The following is a 17,970-nucleotide window of genomic DNA, read 5'->3' as shown; positions in this document are numbered from 1 at the left end:
ATAAGAGGCAATAAAAAATCTGCCAAACTCTTGATTTAGCAGACTTTTAAAATCTATTTAAGCATTAATTTGCAGACTCATCGGGTGGAACCTGTGTAATTTGTCCACCTTGTGCCAGAAATCTAGCTACTTCATCTTCAAGTTGTTCACGGATATGTTGCTTTGCTGTGACTGTTAATGTTTCCGCTTCTGCAAGGTCTAAATCAGAGACACCACTCGACTCATCATTGCCACCTTTTTCGGCTGCATTAGCTTCATCTTCGTCAACTGTTTTATCTTCACGATCTTCATCATCATAATCGTTTGCATCGGTCATGAGCGCATCTCCTATAACCCCAATAACTCATTTTTTCTTAAGGCGAAATGTAGCAATCTATCGCCTTCTGGAAAAGAGTTATTTGCATCTTTTTGTTTATTTAATCAACAAAAAATGTATTTTTTTATTTTTTGCTGTATTGCCTGTGTCGATGTAAATAAGTTGATAATTTTAGTCATGAAATATTTTTATGAATTTTACCTAAATACTTTAAATTATGACTGCAATTTCTTTATGAAAATCTAGCTAGATCCAATTTAAACCAAGAAGTCAACTTTATTTCATACGCATCCTTGTCACATTACCTTTCCGGTATACAAAAGCCATTTAATTCACTGTTCAGCAAAGAAAGTTACTCATTTTAAGCCTTACAACCTATGATAAAAATCTGCAACTTTCTTTTTAAAATAAAATCTGGCTCAATCACAATTTCTCAAAGCTTATGAGCGAAAGTTTGAATATTGTACTGCACTATTATAAGCATCAATCATAAACTTAAAATCATACTGATTCTTACTTTGTTTAAATTCCCGATAATATTTTAAACATGAGCTTAAACTCATTAAAACAGTATCGGTTGCAATTTTAGGATCTTTTTCTTTATTTTTATTATATTCAGTATTGAGTTGATTGAGTTCCTGCTGTAACTGATCGGCAATCGCATCTGCTTCTTTATATTTAGCTGGATTAGTTATGTCCTGTTCTGTTTGAAAGACCGATACCAATCTCTCTGATGCATCAAGTGCTGCAGCCCGATGATATGCATAGGCGTTTCCACTTTCTTTTAATTTCTCAAGTTCTTTTTTCTTTTCTTTACTATAAACTTCATTTAAAGCAATCTGAAATCTTTGAAAACTGTCTACCGCCTCCTTAAAATGCTGCTGGATTTGAGCATCAGCTTTTTTACCCTTGGCTAATTGATCAGTTTTATATTCACCGCTGTCATAGTAAATGTTAAATTCATTATAATCTTGTTCTAAAGCATGAATTTTAACTTTTAAATCTTTACTTGCTGTTTGTAAAGCAGGACTTAAGCTACTGACATCTTTTAATGCAGAAAATTTTTCATTCAGATACTTATAATTTAAGGAAGGATAATCTATCGCTTTATCTGGTGTAGCTGTTGCTATTTTCTGTTTTAAATATTGTGCTTGCGCTTGTTCAACTCCCGATAAACCAGTCAGCTGATTTGCAATCGCAATATGATCATTTATACGAACTGTATCAGCAGGCGCTGTATTTTCACTGGTTTCATGATCAGCCTGTTTTTTCTCATCACAACCGGCTAATAAAACTGAACAAATCATTGCGGACAGAAATATTTTGCTCACTCTCATATCATTTCATTCCATTGCTAAAAAATTTTAGTCATTATATTTTTTTACTTGCTGATTAAAACTTTTTTTACAACTTTTAAACCAATTCATATCTACTTTACATTGATTATTATTTTGATTGTTTATAAATAACGATCTTAATGTAAATTATTTCTCCAATTACTATCTACAGTTATTTTTTAAATATTGATACAGTCTTTCATAAAATTTAAAACGCCCAATGAATTTTATTAGACGTTTATTTAAACTGAGATTCAACCATTCACACAAGATGCAAAATTTAACATCAAACATATTGTGTAGATTTTAATGCGGGTAATCCGCTGGCCTGCTGACCAAAAAATTTAATTGCTTCCGGACGTTTGGCAACCATATTCATGCCTTCACTTCTTAACCATTGTAAAGGTCGCCATTGGGTTTTATTAATCCATCCCAAAGCAGACATACTATGCATCATCATACTGTTATGTAAACGACGTTGATGCTCATATTTTCTTAAAGTCTGTATGTTTGCCCAGACTCCACGTTGTTGATCTTTAATCAGACAATCTACCAGAACACCTGCATCCAGACAGCCTAAATTAACGCCTTGACCAGCAAGTGGATGAATAACATGTGCAGCATCACCTACTAATGCTAATCCATCAGTAACGTAATGCTGTGCCTGTCTGGCAATTAATGGAAATGCTGCTCGTGATATCACTTCATTTACATTACCCAACATATAGTGACTGGCCTGTGCCACCTTCTGTCTGAATTTTGCATCATCAAGTTGCGCATATTCTTCAGCGTAATCTGTAGGTAATGTCCAAACAATAGATTGCCAATAACCTGATTGTTCTGATTCTAGACTATGCATCGGCAAGAATGCCAATGGTCCAGTAGGTAAAAAAATCTGTCTTGCGACATATTGATGTGGATGATCAGTACGAATGGCACAACTGATGGCGGTTTCAGCATAGTTAAGAATATCAAGTTCAATCATGGCTTGTTTTCGTACAAAAGAATTTGCACCGTCTGCACCAATCATCAAGTCTGTTTGCAGTTGATCACCATTTTCCAGTGTAATTAACCAGCCTTTAGGACATTTGTCCAAACGTGAAACTTTGACAGAGGTATAATAATTTTGGATATTTTGTTTTAATTGTGTCTGGATTGCCAGATTTAAAATACTTGGTTCCACCATACTACCCAGCCAATCATATTGCATTGGCAGCGTATTTGAAGCATGTCCAAAATTAATTTCACTCAGACCATCTCTATTCCAGACCTGCATACCACTATAGGGTTCATGGCGCTGCAAATGCTGCCAGATTCCGGCATATTGCATCAGTTTCATAGATGCCAAATTGATCGCTAACACGCGGGGATTAGTTTCTGAAATTACTTTTTGTGGTTCTAATTCGGGAGAAGCATCCAAAACTGTGGCCTGTATCCCTGCTTTTGCCAGTAATAAAGCAGTTAACCCCCCAACCAGACCACCGCCAATAATCACTACCTGATGTTGTGTCATGCTCTTAGCCCCATTGCAAAATTTGCAATTAGTGGTTTTACTCCAGGAATAAAGTCAAAGGCCAGTAATCCTGTATTGCGTGCAAACTTTAATAACGGATTATTATTGCTAAAACCCTTTACCACACGATCACAGAAAAAAATGACTTTTTGCTGATCATTCAGACGGGCTTTTTCATAGGCCATTAAAACCTGTGTATCTCCCAAATCTTGTTGTTGCTGAAACTGATGACTTAAATAACGAATCAGTACATGGGCATCACGTAGACATAGATTAAAGCCTTGTCCAGCAACAGGATGAATGGTGTGTGCTGCATTCCCCATTAATACCACTCGTCCAACAACTTGTTTATGTGCTAAAACTTGCGTTAATGGATAACAAAAACGTTGACCTGTTTTTATAAATTTTCCGGCACGATCACCATAAGTTTGCTGTAAAGCATTTAAAAAATGTTGCTCATTATGTTCGCCTAACCATTCCTGTTCAGTGCCTTTTTTTACCGGCCAAACCACACTACGGCGATATTCTCCCGGTAATGGCAATAATGCCAAAGGGCCAAGCGCACTAAATCTTTCAAATCCTACATGTTGATGTGGTTTGGATGTTTGTACAGTCGTCACAATTGCAACCTGATCATAATCGTGTACATCTACACCAATACCTATTGCCTGACGACAAAAAGAATCCCGCCCGTCTGCTGCAATGACTAAAGCTGTACTTAATTCAAACGTTTCCTCTTCTCGTTTGACAGTCAGATAAGCTTGTTCAACATCCTGTTTTAAACTTGTTACCTGTACACCATCAATCAATTCAATATTTGTAGTTTGTCGAACTTCAGTGAGCAGCACTCGTCCTAGCCATGCATTTTCAATCACTTGACCAAAACTTTCTACGCCCTCATGCTGATTAATCAGTTTTGCTTTGCCAAAACTTCCTTGTTCAGAAATATGAACCTGATAAATAGGCGTTGCATATTGTTGTAATTTATCCCATAGACCCAGTTCTTGATAAATTTGCACACTACGTCTTGATAATGCGCTATTTCTGGCATCGAAACTGGAATGGTAAGGAATATCATCTGCTGCACCGTAATCAGGATAGCGAATAGCTTCAAGTAATTTCACCTTGATATTTTGCTTTGCCAGCATTAATGCCAGACTAAGCCCAACCATGCCACCACCCACAATTATCACAGCTTGCATTACATTCCCCTTTTTATTTAATTATGTTTCATAAAATGTTCAATATCATCAATTGATTTAATCACATCTGAGGTCAAAACGTGTGGACCATCTTTTGTGACAAGAATATCATCTTCGATTCGAATGCCTATTCCTCGCCAACGTTCTGCAACGGTTTCGTCATCAGCCTGAATATATAATCCGGGCTCAACGGTAACCACCATACCTGATTCGTATGGTCGCCATTCACCATGTTGTTTATAATTTCCAACATCGTGCACATCCATACCTAGCCAGTGTCCAGTTCCATGCATATAAAACTGTTTATAAGCTTCTGTTTCTATCAACTCATTGATTTCACCGGAAAGAATACCCAAATCAACTAGACCTTCAGTAAAAATTTTACAAACAATTTCATGTGGATAACGATAATGTTGTCCAACTCGTGTTGCATCAATTGCTGCAAGCTGAGCGCTTAAGATAATATCGTATAAGGCTTTTTGTTCACCTGAAAACTTTCCATTGACCGGAAAAGTACGGGTAATGTCTCCAGCGTAATATTGATACTCGCAGCCAGCATCAATCAATACCAGATCACCATCTTTAAGTGGCTGGTCATTTTCAACATAATGCAAAATACAACCATTTGCTCCGCCACCAACAATGGTATTGTAAGAAGGAACACAACCATGTTGTCCAAAAACATAATTTAATTCCGCTTCAAGCTGATATTCCATCATACCCGGATAAACAGTTTGCATCGCACGTAAATGCGCTTTGGCACTGATCTGACCTGCGATTTGCATCAATTCAATTTCTTCAGCGGACTTGATCAGGCGCATTTCATCAAGAATACTGTCAAGTTGAATCATTTGCTGCGGTGCGCCACCACCTTGACGTTGTTGTTTTTGCGCCTGATTACACCATTCCCCCACACGTACATCAAATTTCTTGGTTTGACCAAAACGCACAAATAAACGTTCTTTATTTAATAAAAAGACAATAATTTCATCATCCAGATCTTCAATACTAAATGCTTGATCAGCCCCATAATCCGCTAATGCACCTTCAATACCAGCTCTAAATCCTGTCCAGATTTCCATTTCACGATGGCGTTCACGACAAAACAAAGTGTAACTGTAATCGCCATTTTCATCGGTTTCCAATACAGCAACAGCTTCCGGTTCTGCAAATCCGGTCAAATAGTAAAAACTACTGTCTGCACGGTATTTATAATCTGCATCCCGATTACGATACATTTCATCACGAGTTGCAATGATGGCAATTGCATTGGCCCCCATGACATTCACCAACTGCTCACGGCGTTCGCGAAATACACTTTGCTCTAATCTGGACATGATAAAAACCTTATACGTTGTTCATGAAAATGGAATTACTAAAGTTCTGGCAATTAGCTTGGACGGTGGGGGGTAAACATTTCAACAACATTCGCATTTTTTTGTGTAAGTGCTGTTCCTTTAAGTAGCGCTGTTTCTGAAACTGCAACTTTTTTGCGTCCTGTAGATAAACTTACAGGAATTAAGCGTACAAATTCATAAATCTCGTTAAAACCTTCTTCGCCTGCTTCATCTGCATCATCTTCAGTAAATTCAACTGCTGCAACATCTTGCAAATGTTCAATCCATTCAGCTTCATCCTGCCGAATATGTCCTGATGCCAGACCAAAACCCAGTACAACACCCGCACACCAGTCTGCCAATGCCTGCACCCGTTCCGCAAGCAAATGTTGATCATCTGGTAACATCGGTAAATAATCCAGTTCATCATCATGAATTGCCGATGCGATATCCTCAGCTTCTTCGGTCAATAAACGTAAAGCTTCTTCAGATAAAACAGAAATTTGCAATGTATCTAAAATCGCTTCCCACTCTTGAGTGCTTGGTGCTTGAGTAACACAAATAATACCTGTGAGTATGCCATGTAACTCACTTGGGCTTGATAACTCTTCAATGCTGTTAAAAGCAGCATCCCATTCATTCCAACCACTAATATCGTCTTGCATTCGTATTTCCAATCTCTATACTGCTTATATATTACCGAGTAAACAGACAATGTGCGATAGATCATGTTAGAAGAATTACAGCATTTACAAAACCAGATTAAAACACTGGTTGAGCATATTCAGGATACGCAGCAAACGCTTGTGCATCAGTCACATGAGCACACTGAGTCCACTCAAAAGTTACATCGTGAACTGATTCAATCACAAGATCAGACCAAAGGCTATCAAGAACGCTTAAACAATAGCCAAACCGAACTTAATGAACAGAAAAATGCTTATCAGCAATTACAAAAAGATCATCGTGCATTAAATGATCAATACACCCGTTTAGAGCATAGTTGTGCTGAATTGCGTAAACGCTTTGAAGCGTTAATTCAGCAAAAGAATCAATTAAAGACCGATTGCGATACGCTGACCAATCAAAATGATTCATTGCAACGTCAAGTCAAAGAACTGACACACAATCGTGATGTATTACTGAAAAAAAATGAACTTGCCAAACATAAAGTTGAAGCAATTATTCATCGGTTGGCTATTCTTGGAACTTCACAGGATACTTCTGCTCAGGAAATTCAACAACTTGCTCATCCACATGCTGAACAGTTAGAAGAGAACTAAAATCATGACTCAAAATAATACTGTAGAATTATGGTTACTTGATAACGTTTATAAACTAGGCTGCCCTGATGAAAGCGTAGAAAAATTAAAAAGTACCGGAAAAATGCTTGAACAACGTTTCCAAGAGTTTCGTAGTGCTAATCCGCGTATGGACAATCAAAAAATTGCTGTAATGATTGCATTACAATTAATGCAGGAAGTTCTTGATGTCAATAAAACCCTGCAAGGCTATCAAAACTGTGAAGCCAAACTGGCTGAAATTAACCATCAACTAACCAAACAACTCGAAAATCTAAAACAGTGATGTGAATATAGACAGTTACGTGAAATATTGTGTCATTTTACAACAATCTGCATAACGGGTTTTTACAAAAGGTTTTTGAGTCGTTATACTAAGTTCATCTCTGGAATGTTTGCCAATAGGTCTATTCCCCTGAGCCGATATCATCACTTACGGATGCGATCTGTATGGTTTGGGTGTATGTCTGCCTTGTGTAGAAAACCGAAAAATTATACGTTTCATCCACCTTGAACTTTAGGGTTCAAGGGTAATGATCTATAGCGGCATTCTGGAGTTCTTATTTCTATAATAAAAACAATAAATTATTAAATAAAACATCAATATTCATTCACTTAAAAAACTTTATTTTTCATCTAAATATACCCTTCATGTTAATACTATGAACAGTTATTTTGTTGAAAAGAAAATGCCAAATGGTCAATCTAAGCGTAAAACTATTGGTAAAAATGGTTTATATACACGTAACCAAATACTAGCCGAAACTAAGCATTTATTGCTTTTGATGAACAAAAGGATTGATTGATCCTACAGCTGAAAAAGAAAATAGCGATAGAAATCTGTGTAAAATAAAAGATTGATACTATTCTCACCGCAGAATAGGCCTTGAAAGATAATAAATTTTCTAAAATAGCATTAATCCAAAGATAATTTTATCTAGTGAAATCGCAGATTCGAGAGCTACCTGTATTCGTACTGCAAAAACAAGCAGTAACATGAGAATCACAGAAATTAATATATCAGCAATTTAGAGCATTATTTTAGCATTTTAGTCAATTGGACTCACTTTCTGCTAGGTAAACCTTAAAAGCTTTCGTCTAGTCATAAAATTTTACATGTAATATAATACTAAAATACATTAATTTCATTTTGAATGAATAAATGAATGTGTTGATAAAAAAATTCAGTATTCATATTTGGCATATCAAGATTATATAAACTTTCTAGACCGCATGATGCGGCAATAAGTCTCCATGCAATTTGATCAGTTTGTTTAGTATCAAACTGAAATTTCCCTAATAATTGCCCTTGATCTAATACATCTTTGACCGATTCGTGCCATAACAAAATTGCCTGTTGGTAAGCACACTTAAAGATAACATCACTATCAATCAGTTGTTCAGCATCATTCCAAAGTTTAAGATAAGTCAACTGTTCTGAACTTTCGACAAAACCTAAGATATTAGCCAAAGCAGTTAAGGCACCTGTTTCTTTTAAATCTTCTGTTTCTAGATTCATTTTAATTAAAGCCAAGAATACCTCAACTTTCAATTCAGATACTGAACCAAAATGATGATGTACCTGTCCAACTGAAATACCTGCTGTAGCAGACAAATGTCTTACTGTTAATGCATTCAAACCATCGCTCAAAACAATTTGTTTTGCATAATCAATAATTTGAGATCTTCTTTCTTGCTTATTCAAGTAACTCATACAATACAGACCATTTAAATTGAACAAACGTTCAGATTAATGTGATATATTGAACGTTTGTTCAATTTTAAAAAATCAGGTTATTTATGTTACACAAGTGGTATATATTAGCAATAGTTGTACTGATTTACCTCCCTGTGTCTATTGATGCGACAGTTCTACATGTTGCTGTTCCAACCCTCACTCAAGAACTTGCTCTAAGTAATAATCAAATGCTTTGGATTATTGATATCTATTCATTGATGATGGCAGGTTTAATTTTGCCGATGGGCGCTTTGGGCGAACGTCTTGGATATAAAAGATTAATGTTGATTGGCGCAATTATTTTCCAATTAGGTTCAGTGATTGCCGCATTTTCACCCTCTGCTGGTGTTCTTCTTTTTGCACGAGTAATTCTAGCTTGTGGCGCAGCAATGCTTATTCCTGCGACCTTGGCATGCGTCCGTAATATCTTTTTAAATGAAAAAGAACGTAATTTTGCACTTGGGATTTGGGTTATAGCCGGCGGTGGTGGTGCTGCATTTGGTCCGCTATTAGGTGGTTTTTTGCTGGAACATTATCATTGGGGTACTGTATTTCTTATTAATATACCCTTGATTTTTTTCGCACTGATAGGTGGATATTATTTATTGCCAGCTCAAGCGATTAATGCGAACAAACATATTAATATTGTAGATGCATTAGTGTTAACATGTTCGATATTATTATTGATTTATACAATAAAAACCAGTATGAAAGCCTTTGATTACTCTATTATATGGACAGGTTTATCCGGGCTTATATTGCTTGTTTATTTTATTCAAAAGCAAAGAAAATTAGTAGAACCATTGATAGATTTGAGTTTATTTAAACTGCAATCTGTAAAAATGGGTTTTTTGATTTGTGTATTTGCAATGATCGCATTGGTAGGATTCGAATTATTAATTTCACAAGAACTACAGTTCGTATATGGTTTTTCTCCTTTAGAAGCGGGTTTATTTATTTTACCGTTCATGCTTGCAGTGAGTTTAAGCGGTATATTTGCAAGTTTATTAATCAATAAATTTGGCGTAAGACTGGTTAGTTTGTTTGGATTAGCATTTTCTGCCATAGCATTGATCGGTTTGGCGGAAACTAATTTTACTGAACACACTTACTACGCCTGGTTTTGGATGATTGTATTGGGCGCAAGTGTTGAAACAACCTTTCTGGCTGCAACATCTGCAATTATTTCTGCAAGCCCAGTAGAAAAAGCAACTGCGGCTGGATCAATTGAAGGCATGTCATACGAGCTTGGTACAGGATTTGGTGTTGCAATATTTGGGTTACTGGTATCATATTTTTATCAAAAAAGAATTCAGTTTGAAGGCTTACTCAACGATCAACAGCTTGAGCTTGCCAAGAATTCAATTGCAGAAACTATTCATGTTTTATCAAGTGTCGATCCAAAATTGACAGCACAAATACAATTTATGGCAAATCAGGCCTTTAGTTCAGCACATCATTCAGTCCTATATGTTTCAAGTATAACTTTACTAATCCTTATGTTATTTGTCACTTTTAGCTGGAAAATAAAGAAATTTTAAATATCAAAACTTTTCATGAACTTCGATAATTTTGGCTTAATTGAAGCCCAAAACAATCAAAAGATAATGTTTTGGGTTAAATTATATTTCAAACTATTTCTGTTCTCTAAGGGGATTCTCAGGTTCTATATTAGGTTTTTTTCAGGTTTTTGATTTTGATAAGTATCCTGATCCGCATTATCATCATTTGATTATTTTTGCTCATTTAACTCTTTATGCGATTGGTTAGTCATGTTTATATCCTTTTGATATGTGGTCAATTAATAAATATGACAGATTACATTAACAGTCTATTATAATTATGTATTGGTTGGTTGAAGTAGTGATTAAAAGCGGTTGACTAGGCGTTACAGATAAAGAAGATCCGGAACAAGCCCGATTATTTGCAATGCATATTTTTGGATTAAGCACTTCAATGCTTGCTGATACGTTATCGACTGCAGATTTTGAAAGGTTTGTGACCACAACACGTGACACTGTAGTTGCACTGCTCAAAAAAGAACGTGGTGAATTGAGAAATTAGGAGAAAGTCATGAGTAAAATGTCACATGAACAATTTTTGCTAATGAAACTAGCGGAAGAAGCCAGCGAAGTTGCACAAATTGCACTTAAAACAGCACAGTTTGGAATGACTGAAAAACATCCAGATTTACCATTAGACAATAAACATCGTATTTATGTCGAATTAAACGATCTGCTTGCAGTGGTAGATGAATTAAATACCTGCTGGTCTGGTTTTGGATACAAGCCCTGCTATGCTTCAAAAATCAATAAGATTGCCAAACTTAATGAATATCTTGGGTATTCAATTCGATTGGGCAAGGTTGAGATTGTTCCTGCTATTTTTGGCAATCCAACAGATTCTGCCAAAATTAAACAGTTAAAACCTGTACCGGTGCCAGATAATTTCTATTGCTGGTCACACCCAGATATGCACCTTGTCGATCCACGCTGGAGCGATGACGACGAGCGACCATACACTCAAGAGGATTTCAATCTACTTAAAGACAATGCTGGTGTGGATATTACACATGAAAGTTTTGACCCATTCGATGAGATTCCAAAAATATCAAATGATTCTTGTGACTGGTCAAAATGGAAGCCAAAGCCACCCTCACCTGACCATTTTCTAATTGGTGCTTACGATACGGAAGATGGGCCTGTGTTGTGGTGGGCTAAACAGCGTGTAAAAGATAGCGAGGTAGGGTGATGGCTGAATATATTGCTGTACTTGAAAGTGACACGCCACCACAGATTTTATTAGGTCAAAATATTGGTGGTGCAGTAGTCACAGAGTTAAAGCAGAAAAAACAGGAATTGGTAAGTGCAGCATATCTTGCAGGCATTTACTCAATTTCTACTGACACAGTAAGACGCAAGCTAGAAAGTATCAATCAGGGTTCAGACGGCAAGTGTCTGTATAATCCTGTTTTAGCTGCCACCATTCTAAAACAGGGTGACAAAAACAAACGTGGACGAAAGAGAGCTAACTAGGCTCTCTTAATCCAACATATCAGCAATATCATTTACGTGTGGATTATAATAAGTATTAACCAACATTTTAATAGTCTTATGCCCTGTCATTTTGGCTAAAATCTCAACTGGTAATTTCTGCTTATTCACAAGCCGAGTGATAGCTTCATGTCGTGTATCATGGAAGTGCAAATCATCAAGACCTACTTTTGCCTTTGTACGCTCAAACATCAACCTAAAAGCATTTTCAGACTGTGGGATAATCTTGTCATTATCATGATCAATCAGTGTCAATAATGCCCTTGCCTTTTTAGTGAGCGGAACATCACGAGCCTCACCATTTTTAGTCTTAGGCAAATGGACGTGTTTTTCAAATACATAGACCTTCATTAGTCCCAATATTTCGCCACGTCGCATGGCTGTCTCCAATGCAAATAAGAATGCCCACGCTACATAGTGTTGTGATAAGGTCGGTATCTGACCATCACGATAATCTAAAGCGTTTAACAGTATTTCAATTTCATCATCAGAAATACGCCTATCTCTTGCCTTTGGTTTTTTGGGTTTAGACACATTAGAAAATGGATTGTACTCAATCAAAAATAATTCTTTTTGAGCATATGTAAATATAGCACTGTACAGTGACATTTCTTTTAATACTGTCCCGGCACTTACTTGTTTTGACCGTTTGTTACGCCAGTCGGTCAAATCCTTTGGGGTAATGTCATAGATATTTTTTTCGCCAAGCAAACCAAATTTATTATCGAACGCATTAAATTGCTCTTGTATCCATTTTCCAGATAGCTTATACCTACCAACATTGACATTGTAATGCTCAAATAGCTGCTTGAACGTGATTATTGGCTTCTGCTCTGCCTTTTCCTCTGCGACACCCGCCTTTAACTCTAGCATCTTCATCGCAGCCCATTGTTCACATTCTTTTGTGGTATCACGAGTACAAGAATATCGCTTACCGTCAAACATAATTTCTATGCGATAAGCATCACCTCTTTTTCTAGGCTTGGGTAGTTTCATCTTGGCGTAAATTATGCCGTATTTTCGGCATTTTTCGCAAGAAATACCGCAAATGCAGCAAATAGCAGACATTAAAAAGGGCTTGCAAGTCATTGAAACTAATGCAAACCCTTGATAAATATATGGTAGGCATATCCAGACTCGAACTGGAGACCTCTACGATGTCAACGTAGTATTTAGGCTTATAATTCAGCTATTTAAGGAGTATGGGTGTTAAATTGGTGTCGATAAATTTATGTAAGGAGAAGTTTCATATCTAAAAGGTAGAGAGAATAATGATCTAATTGTTATTGAGCTATATTTATACCTGTTTTAAAAAATAATTAAAAGCTTAATTTAAAGTTGATGATTTTTTAATAGATTAAATAAAAAACCACCCGAAGGTGGTTTATAGATTATTGAATGCAAGATTAGGATTCATACTCTTTTTGATATGCATCTTCTTGAGATTTTGAAAACTCCAAATTATCTGACACAAGACCCTCTACTATTGCGAATAGTCTTTTCATATCGCTAAATACCGTATCAGGCACGTTGTAGACCTTCTTTACATACTCTGCCGTTTTTTCATGGTTATTGCGCATTGCATCTATCATGACGGATAGATCTGCTACTTGCTCATATGCTAAAGCGTAGCCTTCAGATACATCACTGGCATCGTATGATTTTGTCGGGGTATTTGTTTTCATGGTTCACCCCTACTGATCTAGTTTGTTTAAAGAAAGTAGATTGTTGTACTTTGCATCTGTACTAATCAAACGGCCAATGATTCCGTGTAAGTCCAGAGATTCATTTTGCCAGTCATGGTTTTGTGCAATCTGGCAAAGTGTGGCATAGCTACGTTCCCCCAGCAGTAACCTAGCTTCATAAGCGCCATTTTTAAAATGCTCATGGATGGGATAGCCCATTTTAGGATTGATTTGGCGTATCGCATTACCAAACTGATCCCACCATTGGCTTAACCAAACCGTATGCAGTACCAAATTTCGAATATTTGCTTCTTCTTCGGTGCTGTGTAGTTTTATAGTTTCTAGAAAATTGACAGCGTCTTGAAAGTGAATCGCTAGTAAGTCTTTATAGCTAGATACTTTGAAATGCTGATGATGTCTATGCCACATCTCTGTACGTTTCTTGACGCTACCTTCACAGCGACGATCGACAATTGCTTTAAGCTCAGCAATTTGTCGGTTATTGATTTTGATACGGGTTTCTATATGCTTTTGATTTGATATTTGGCCTTTCGTCCAGTAATCCCAAAGCACATCATCACATTCATTCTGATACATGATGACTTTATCCCTTAATTCGAGTTTTACTTTATTAGAATGAACTGAATACAACCAAGCTGGTAATTTACGAAGAGGTAGGCAAATCATCGAGCGTTCTTTACCATCATTTGCAACTGTCATGATTTCCATGATAGTTGTAGCAAATCTTTGTTTTAGCTTATCAAATTGTGCCTGCCAAGCTAGACCCATACCTTCAACAATGGGTTTCATTGGCACATACGGTTGGCCGTTATATTCGACTATTAGTAACTGTGCACCGTTAAACGGTGCATTTATTTGTGTTAGACTATTCATATCAGTTTTCTCGCTGAAGATTGATAACTAGCCTCGATAGCCGTCCAAAGTTCTCGGGGCTTTTTATTGTCACTAATTTAGTAACATTGACACAACTTTAATATGATACTAATCTAGTGTCAACAACTAACTTATTGAGTTTCAAATGTCAGATAAGACACGCACACAAAATCAAGATGAATGGAAACGAACGCAAATTCGGATTCCAGTAACTCTTTATGAAGAAATAGCAGAACATGCTAAAAAAGATAATCTATCGTTGAATACAGCAATGCTTGATTTAATTGAAAAAGGTCTAGATAAAAAAGACATTTCTATTGATTCTAAAACATTAGATAAATTTCAATCTTTGAATGAAAAGATTGAAAAACTTACCAAACTTATTGATCAAAAAATCTAAAAAAGCCGTCATGAAATTAATCATGACGGCTTTTAATTGAAAAGATATTTAAACAATTACTTTTTCAAGCTTCTCAATTAAAATATCTAATTTTTCAATCAATTGATCAAGTTCATTAATAGATATTTTTAAGTTATTGTTGCAATCCACTTTCGAAATCACTTCAACTTCTTTACTAAACATAATGTTTACACCAATATGAAACCCACGAAATGTGAGTAAGAAATCGCTTATGCGATAAATTGATAACTTGGTAATTATCAGACTGCTTATAGCAGTAAAACATCTATAATCAACTTGACTGTTGCAAATATATATGTCCACTTGATACCATGTCAACAGAATTTATTAGGACGATGTCATGGGTAAACATTTAGGTGTTGCTTATAATTTGCGTTTACCGCAAGAGCTAAAAGATAGAATTGCAGAGTCAGCCAAAGAGCTGAATCGCTCTATGAATGCGGATATTGTTGCTAGGTTGGAAGAAAGTTTTGAACAAAAATTTAAAAATTTAGAAAATACACCGACTGAGGAACTAATGAAAGAGTTAGCAAAGCGTTTGGATGGATTTAGTGTGGTGGTAAATTAACATTATGAATATTAAATCATTAAAAAACTCTATAGATAATAAATATTTTCTAATTCTGACATCAAATCAGAGAGAAACGGATACTATAAATGAATTATTCGATAATAAATGCGAAATAACAATCAACTCTAGAGTTTCTGGAAAGATAGGATTAATAAAAGGAAAAATTGTTTTACATATTAAAGGTGGCTTAGGCTTTACTAGAGAGGGTTCGATTGGTAGAAATGCAAACTTAATATTAAGTAATGAATTTTTTCCTCAACCAGTATTAACAATTTTAGCTGGTGTATGTTGGGGAAATCCTGATCTCACTCAAATAGGTGATATATTAATAAGCAATAAAACAGTAAATTGTAACCTGCAAAATGCATCAGGTATTCCTTATGATCAAGAAACAATTATAAGTAATATTGAAAACACCAATATAATCCATAAAAACACACATAATAATGTCAGACTTATTAGTCAAGAAACAAAGATTGAAGATCCAGTTATTAGAGATATTTTAACTACAAAGTATGCACCTATTCATGGTGGTGAAATGGAAGGCTTATTTCTTACGAATGCAACAAATTGGCTTATTATAAAAGTTGTAACTGATTATGCAGATCAAATAAATAGACAGACACAAGAAATTTGTGTAGAAAAAATCCAACCCGTCATCACTTCTATAATTAATTCTACAAACATTGAAGAATCAAATTGTGAAGAATTTTCGGAAGTAGTAAACTATTTAAAAGGAAATAGTGTCAAAATAGATATAAATCAAATTACAGCCAATCGTATTCAAATTGGATTGACTCGTTTATATGGAGAATTCATTAACAGAAATCTTAAGCGCTACCATTGCGAAGATAGTAGAATAAATAATTTAAATAATATTTTAAGATCTTTTATTCTTGAAATTTGTTCAAATGCTATTTCACATGGGAAAGCCGATAATATTAAAATAGAATTTTTTGGTAGAAAAATTAAAATAATAGATGATGGTGAAAACTTTAATCTTAATGATTTAAATAGTGAAAATAGTGGAGGAACTAGAGATTTCAAAAGTTTTCAGGAATATCATGATTTGATTTCTTACACACATATAAGAGCAGGTGTTAAAAACATTCATACATTTAATTTATCTAAAAGCATAGATGACATTAAAGAAATTATAGTCTACTGCAAAATCAATAGTGAAATTTTCTATCAAACACAAAATAATATTGAGTATGATGAATCATGCTCAGCAGTTTATTTTGATATTTCAGATCTTTATATGACTTCTTTAAGATACCCATTTGTAATGCACTTGATAGAAATTATGAAAAATCATAACAAAATCTTCTTTTTAAAAACGTTAGATGATATGCATCGAAATGATATTATCGAGAATATAGAAAGTGTACTAATAAATGAAAAAACTTTGTTAGAGCAGATAAGTAGCAGGTTGTTTTATATTTAACTTTAAAAGCACCTTAAGGTGCTTTTCAGTATGGAAAACCTATCCAAAAAGCTCTTTAAACTTCAACTGTAAAAATTCATCATTTTTAAAAAATTCTATAGGGATAGTTACTTTAAATTGTGTTTCGCTTCCATTTGAATATATATGTCTAAAGTTCCCCCACATCGCCGCCACTAATGCTAAGTTCTTATCAGAAGTGACAGCTATAAAATTACTATCATTATAAATAACACTATAATTAATAAACATTTCAAGTAAATTAATATCAAATGATGCATTATAAGCGGTTTCCTTATTGAAACCACTACTAAATTTTAGCACCTTATTAAATATTGAAGACCTATTATTATCAGAAGAAACCACATGTAAAACACTAAGTATTAATGCTATATCTTTTTGATAAATTTCATTTTTTTCACATATTTCTTTCAACTTATACCAAGTTTCAATAATTTGATTATTATTTTTAAATGGTTTTTGCATTAAAGCATTTGCTTCAAGTAAGAAATTTTGCCTTTTTTGTATTAATTCTCTTAAATCATTGATTAGCTTCCACGCATAGTCATGCAACGTAATACCCTTATATTCTTGTAATTTAAGATTAGGTAATGCCTTTCTAATTTTTAGCTTTGCTTCTTCTAGTTGTTCTCTAACAGTTAAATAATCTACAAATTTTTTCTCATTCGCTTCCATTGCAAATAAAGTAATATCAATAGTCCAATCTAAATTCTGCAGCTCACTCAACCATCCAAGTTCATCTTCTTTCTTAAACTTGCCTTGATGAAAATTATTTATTAAACCACTTATGAAATTCCGATCTGCAATAACTTTAGAGTGTTTTAAACCTAAATTTAAAGGCAACCATCCACCTTTAACGAGGCAATATACCTTAAATGTATTTGGTAATATCATAGTAATTTCAAGAAAATCATCAGGATTAATTTTTACTTGGCTATTAAAAGCTGATTTACTATCAAAAAAAGATATTTTAAGTTCTGAATTTCCATTAATGTAATCATCAAGCTCATCAAAACCTAGTGGGTTGATATTCCATTTTTCTAAAATAATAATTTGTTTATCGTATGATAAACAAAGGTGACCTGCTGAATTATATGTAATCATTTTCAAAAATCTATAAAATTTTAATATCTAAAA

At 34.8% G+C, this 17,970-nt stretch carries 20 protein-coding genes and 1 other RNA gene; 9 read left to right on the top strand and 12 right to left on the bottom strand.

The features are described 5' to 3' along the window. Positions 1-64: 64 nt before the first annotated feature. The 6 genes from F4V57_RS01865 to F4V57_RS01840 form a co-directional block, all read right to left on the bottom strand. A complete protein-coding gene (locus tag F4V57_RS01865) occupies positions 65-316 on the bottom strand; it encodes a hypothetical protein (protein ID WP_070069825.1) in 252 nt (83 codons plus the stop codon). Between the two features lie 440 nt (positions 317-756). After that, positions 757-1,647: a DUF3829 domain-containing protein gene (locus F4V57_RS01860; RefSeq protein WP_171257538.1), complete on the bottom strand. Its 891-nt coding sequence runs from the start codon at positions 1,645-1,647 to the stop codon at positions 757-759. 292 nt (positions 1,648-1,939) lie between these two features. After that, a complete protein-coding gene (locus F4V57_RS01855; protein WP_070069827.1) occupies positions 1,940-3,166 on the bottom strand; it encodes an FAD-dependent monooxygenase in 1,227 nt (408 codons plus the stop codon). Beyond that, positions 3,163-4,368 carry a 2-octaprenyl-6-methoxyphenyl hydroxylase gene (ubiH, locus tag F4V57_RS01850; protein WP_070069828.1) on the bottom strand — a complete coding sequence of 402 codons (1,206 nt, stop codon included), beginning with the start codon at positions 4,366-4,368 and terminating at the stop codon, positions 3,163-3,165. Before ubiH ends, F4V57_RS01855 begins: the two co-directional genes overlap by 4 nt. 17 nt (positions 4,369-4,385) lie before the next feature. Continuing rightward, positions 4,386-5,705, bottom strand: a complete 1,320-nt coding sequence (gene pepP, locus F4V57_RS01845; protein ID WP_070069829.1) for a Xaa-Pro aminopeptidase — start codon at positions 5,703-5,705, stop codon at positions 4,386-4,388. A gap of 53 nt (positions 5,706-5,758) precedes the next feature. Continuing rightward, positions 5,759-6,370, bottom strand: a complete 612-nt coding sequence (locus F4V57_RS01840) for a UPF0149 family protein (protein ID WP_070069830.1) — start codon at positions 6,368-6,370, stop codon at positions 5,759-5,761. A 63-nt stretch (positions 6,371-6,433) separates the two neighbouring features. On the opposite strand from F4V57_RS01840, the gene F4V57_RS01835 reads away from it, so the two are divergent. The 3 genes from F4V57_RS01835 to ssrS all read left to right on the top strand — a co-directional run bounded on the left by F4V57_RS01835 (position 6,434) and on the right by ssrS (position 7,568). After that, entirely contained in the window at positions 6,434-6,988 is a 555-nt protein-coding gene (locus F4V57_RS01835) for a hypothetical protein (RefSeq protein ID WP_070069831.1), read from the top strand. 4 nt (positions 6,989-6,992) lie between these two features. After that, positions 6,993-7,292 (top strand): cell division protein ZapA, encoded by a 300-nt coding sequence (locus F4V57_RS01830; RefSeq protein ID WP_070069832.1) that lies wholly within the window; start codon positions 6,993-6,995, stop codon positions 7,290-7,292. Between the two features lie 94 nt (positions 7,293-7,386). Next, positions 7,387-7,568, top strand: a non-coding RNA gene (gene ssrS, locus F4V57_RS01825) — 6S RNA. Between the two features lie 567 nt (positions 7,569-8,135). On the opposite strand, the gene F4V57_RS01820 is transcribed toward ssrS, so the two are convergent. Then, on the bottom strand, positions 8,136-8,720 hold the full coding sequence (locus tag F4V57_RS01820) for a TetR family transcriptional regulator (protein WP_070069833.1): 585 nt from the start codon (positions 8,718-8,720) through the stop codon (positions 8,136-8,138). An 86-nt stretch (positions 8,721-8,806) separates the two neighbouring features. Here F4V57_RS01820 and F4V57_RS01815 point away from each other — a divergent pair, with 86 nt between their 5' ends. From F4V57_RS01815 to F4V57_RS01800, 3 genes are all read left to right on the top strand, one after another. After that, a complete protein-coding gene (locus F4V57_RS01815; RefSeq protein ID WP_070069834.1) occupies positions 8,807-10,285 on the top strand; it encodes an MFS transporter in 1,479 nt (492 codons plus the stop codon). 532 nt (positions 10,286-10,817) lie between these two features. After that, positions 10,818-11,495: a hypothetical protein gene (locus F4V57_RS14860; protein ID WP_227515686.1), complete on the top strand. Its 678-nt coding sequence runs from the start codon at positions 10,818-10,820 to the stop codon at positions 11,493-11,495. Further along, on the top strand, positions 11,495-11,779 hold the full coding sequence (locus F4V57_RS01800) for an HTH domain-containing protein (protein ID WP_070069835.1): 285 nt from the start codon (positions 11,495-11,497) through the stop codon (positions 11,777-11,779). Before F4V57_RS14860 ends, F4V57_RS01800 begins: the two co-directional genes overlap by 1 nt. A gap of 6 nt (positions 11,780-11,785) precedes the next feature. Here the strand turns inward: F4V57_RS01800 and F4V57_RS01795 are convergent, their stop codons facing one another. From F4V57_RS01795 to F4V57_RS01785, 3 genes are all read right to left on the bottom strand, one after another. Continuing rightward, a complete protein-coding gene (locus F4V57_RS01795; protein ID WP_070069836.1) occupies positions 11,786-12,793 on the bottom strand; it encodes a tyrosine-type recombinase/integrase in 1,008 nt (335 codons plus the stop codon). Positions 12,794-13,203: 410 nt separating this feature from the next. Next, entirely contained in the window at positions 13,204-13,482 is a 279-nt protein-coding gene (locus F4V57_RS01790; protein WP_070069837.1) for a hypothetical protein, read from the bottom strand. A 9-nt stretch (positions 13,483-13,491) separates the two neighbouring features. Next, complete coding sequence (locus F4V57_RS01785; RefSeq protein ID WP_070069838.1) at positions 13,492-14,376, bottom strand: phage antirepressor N-terminal domain-containing protein; 885 nt, start codon at positions 14,374-14,376, stop codon at positions 13,492-13,494. Positions 14,377-14,521: 145 nt separating this feature from the next. Between F4V57_RS01785 and F4V57_RS01780 the strand changes: the two genes are divergently transcribed. Next, on the top strand, positions 14,522-14,776 hold the full coding sequence (locus F4V57_RS01780) for a hypothetical protein (protein WP_070069839.1): 255 nt from the start codon (positions 14,522-14,524) through the stop codon (positions 14,774-14,776). A 48-nt stretch (positions 14,777-14,824) separates the two neighbouring features. On the opposite strand, the gene F4V57_RS15000 is transcribed toward F4V57_RS01780, so the two are convergent. Beyond that, positions 14,825-14,959, bottom strand: coding sequence for a hypothetical protein (locus F4V57_RS15000; protein ID WP_264754217.1), 135 nt, complete (start codon positions 14,957-14,959; stop codon positions 14,825-14,827). 178 nt (positions 14,960-15,137) lie between these two features. Here F4V57_RS15000 and F4V57_RS01775 point away from each other — a divergent pair, with 178 nt between their 5' ends. Together F4V57_RS01775 and F4V57_RS01770 are read left to right on the top strand one after the other, a co-directional pair. Next, positions 15,138-15,365 (top strand): Arc family DNA-binding protein, encoded by a 228-nt coding sequence (locus F4V57_RS01775; protein WP_070069840.1) that lies wholly within the window; start codon positions 15,138-15,140, stop codon positions 15,363-15,365. A gap of 4 nt (positions 15,366-15,369) precedes the next feature. Beyond that, positions 15,370-16,815 carry a nucleoside phosphorylase-I family protein gene (locus F4V57_RS01770; protein ID WP_070069841.1) on the top strand — a complete coding sequence of 482 codons (1,446 nt, stop codon included), beginning with the start codon at positions 15,370-15,372 and terminating at the stop codon, positions 16,813-16,815. Positions 16,816-16,854: 39 nt separating this feature from the next. Here F4V57_RS01770 and F4V57_RS01765 read toward each other — a convergent pair whose 3' ends face one another. Continuing rightward, entirely contained in the window at positions 16,855-17,937 is a 1,083-nt protein-coding gene (locus tag F4V57_RS01765) for a hypothetical protein (protein ID WP_070069842.1), read from the bottom strand. Positions 17,938-17,970: the final 33 nt, after the last annotated feature.

Source organism: Acinetobacter qingfengensis, assembly GCF_008693185.1.
Classification (GTDB): Bacteria; Pseudomonadota; Gammaproteobacteria; order Pseudomonadales; family Moraxellaceae; genus Acinetobacter; species Acinetobacter qingfengensis.
Note: the sequence above shows the minus strand (reverse complement) of the source record. Positions and strands in the feature narration are given on the sequence as shown.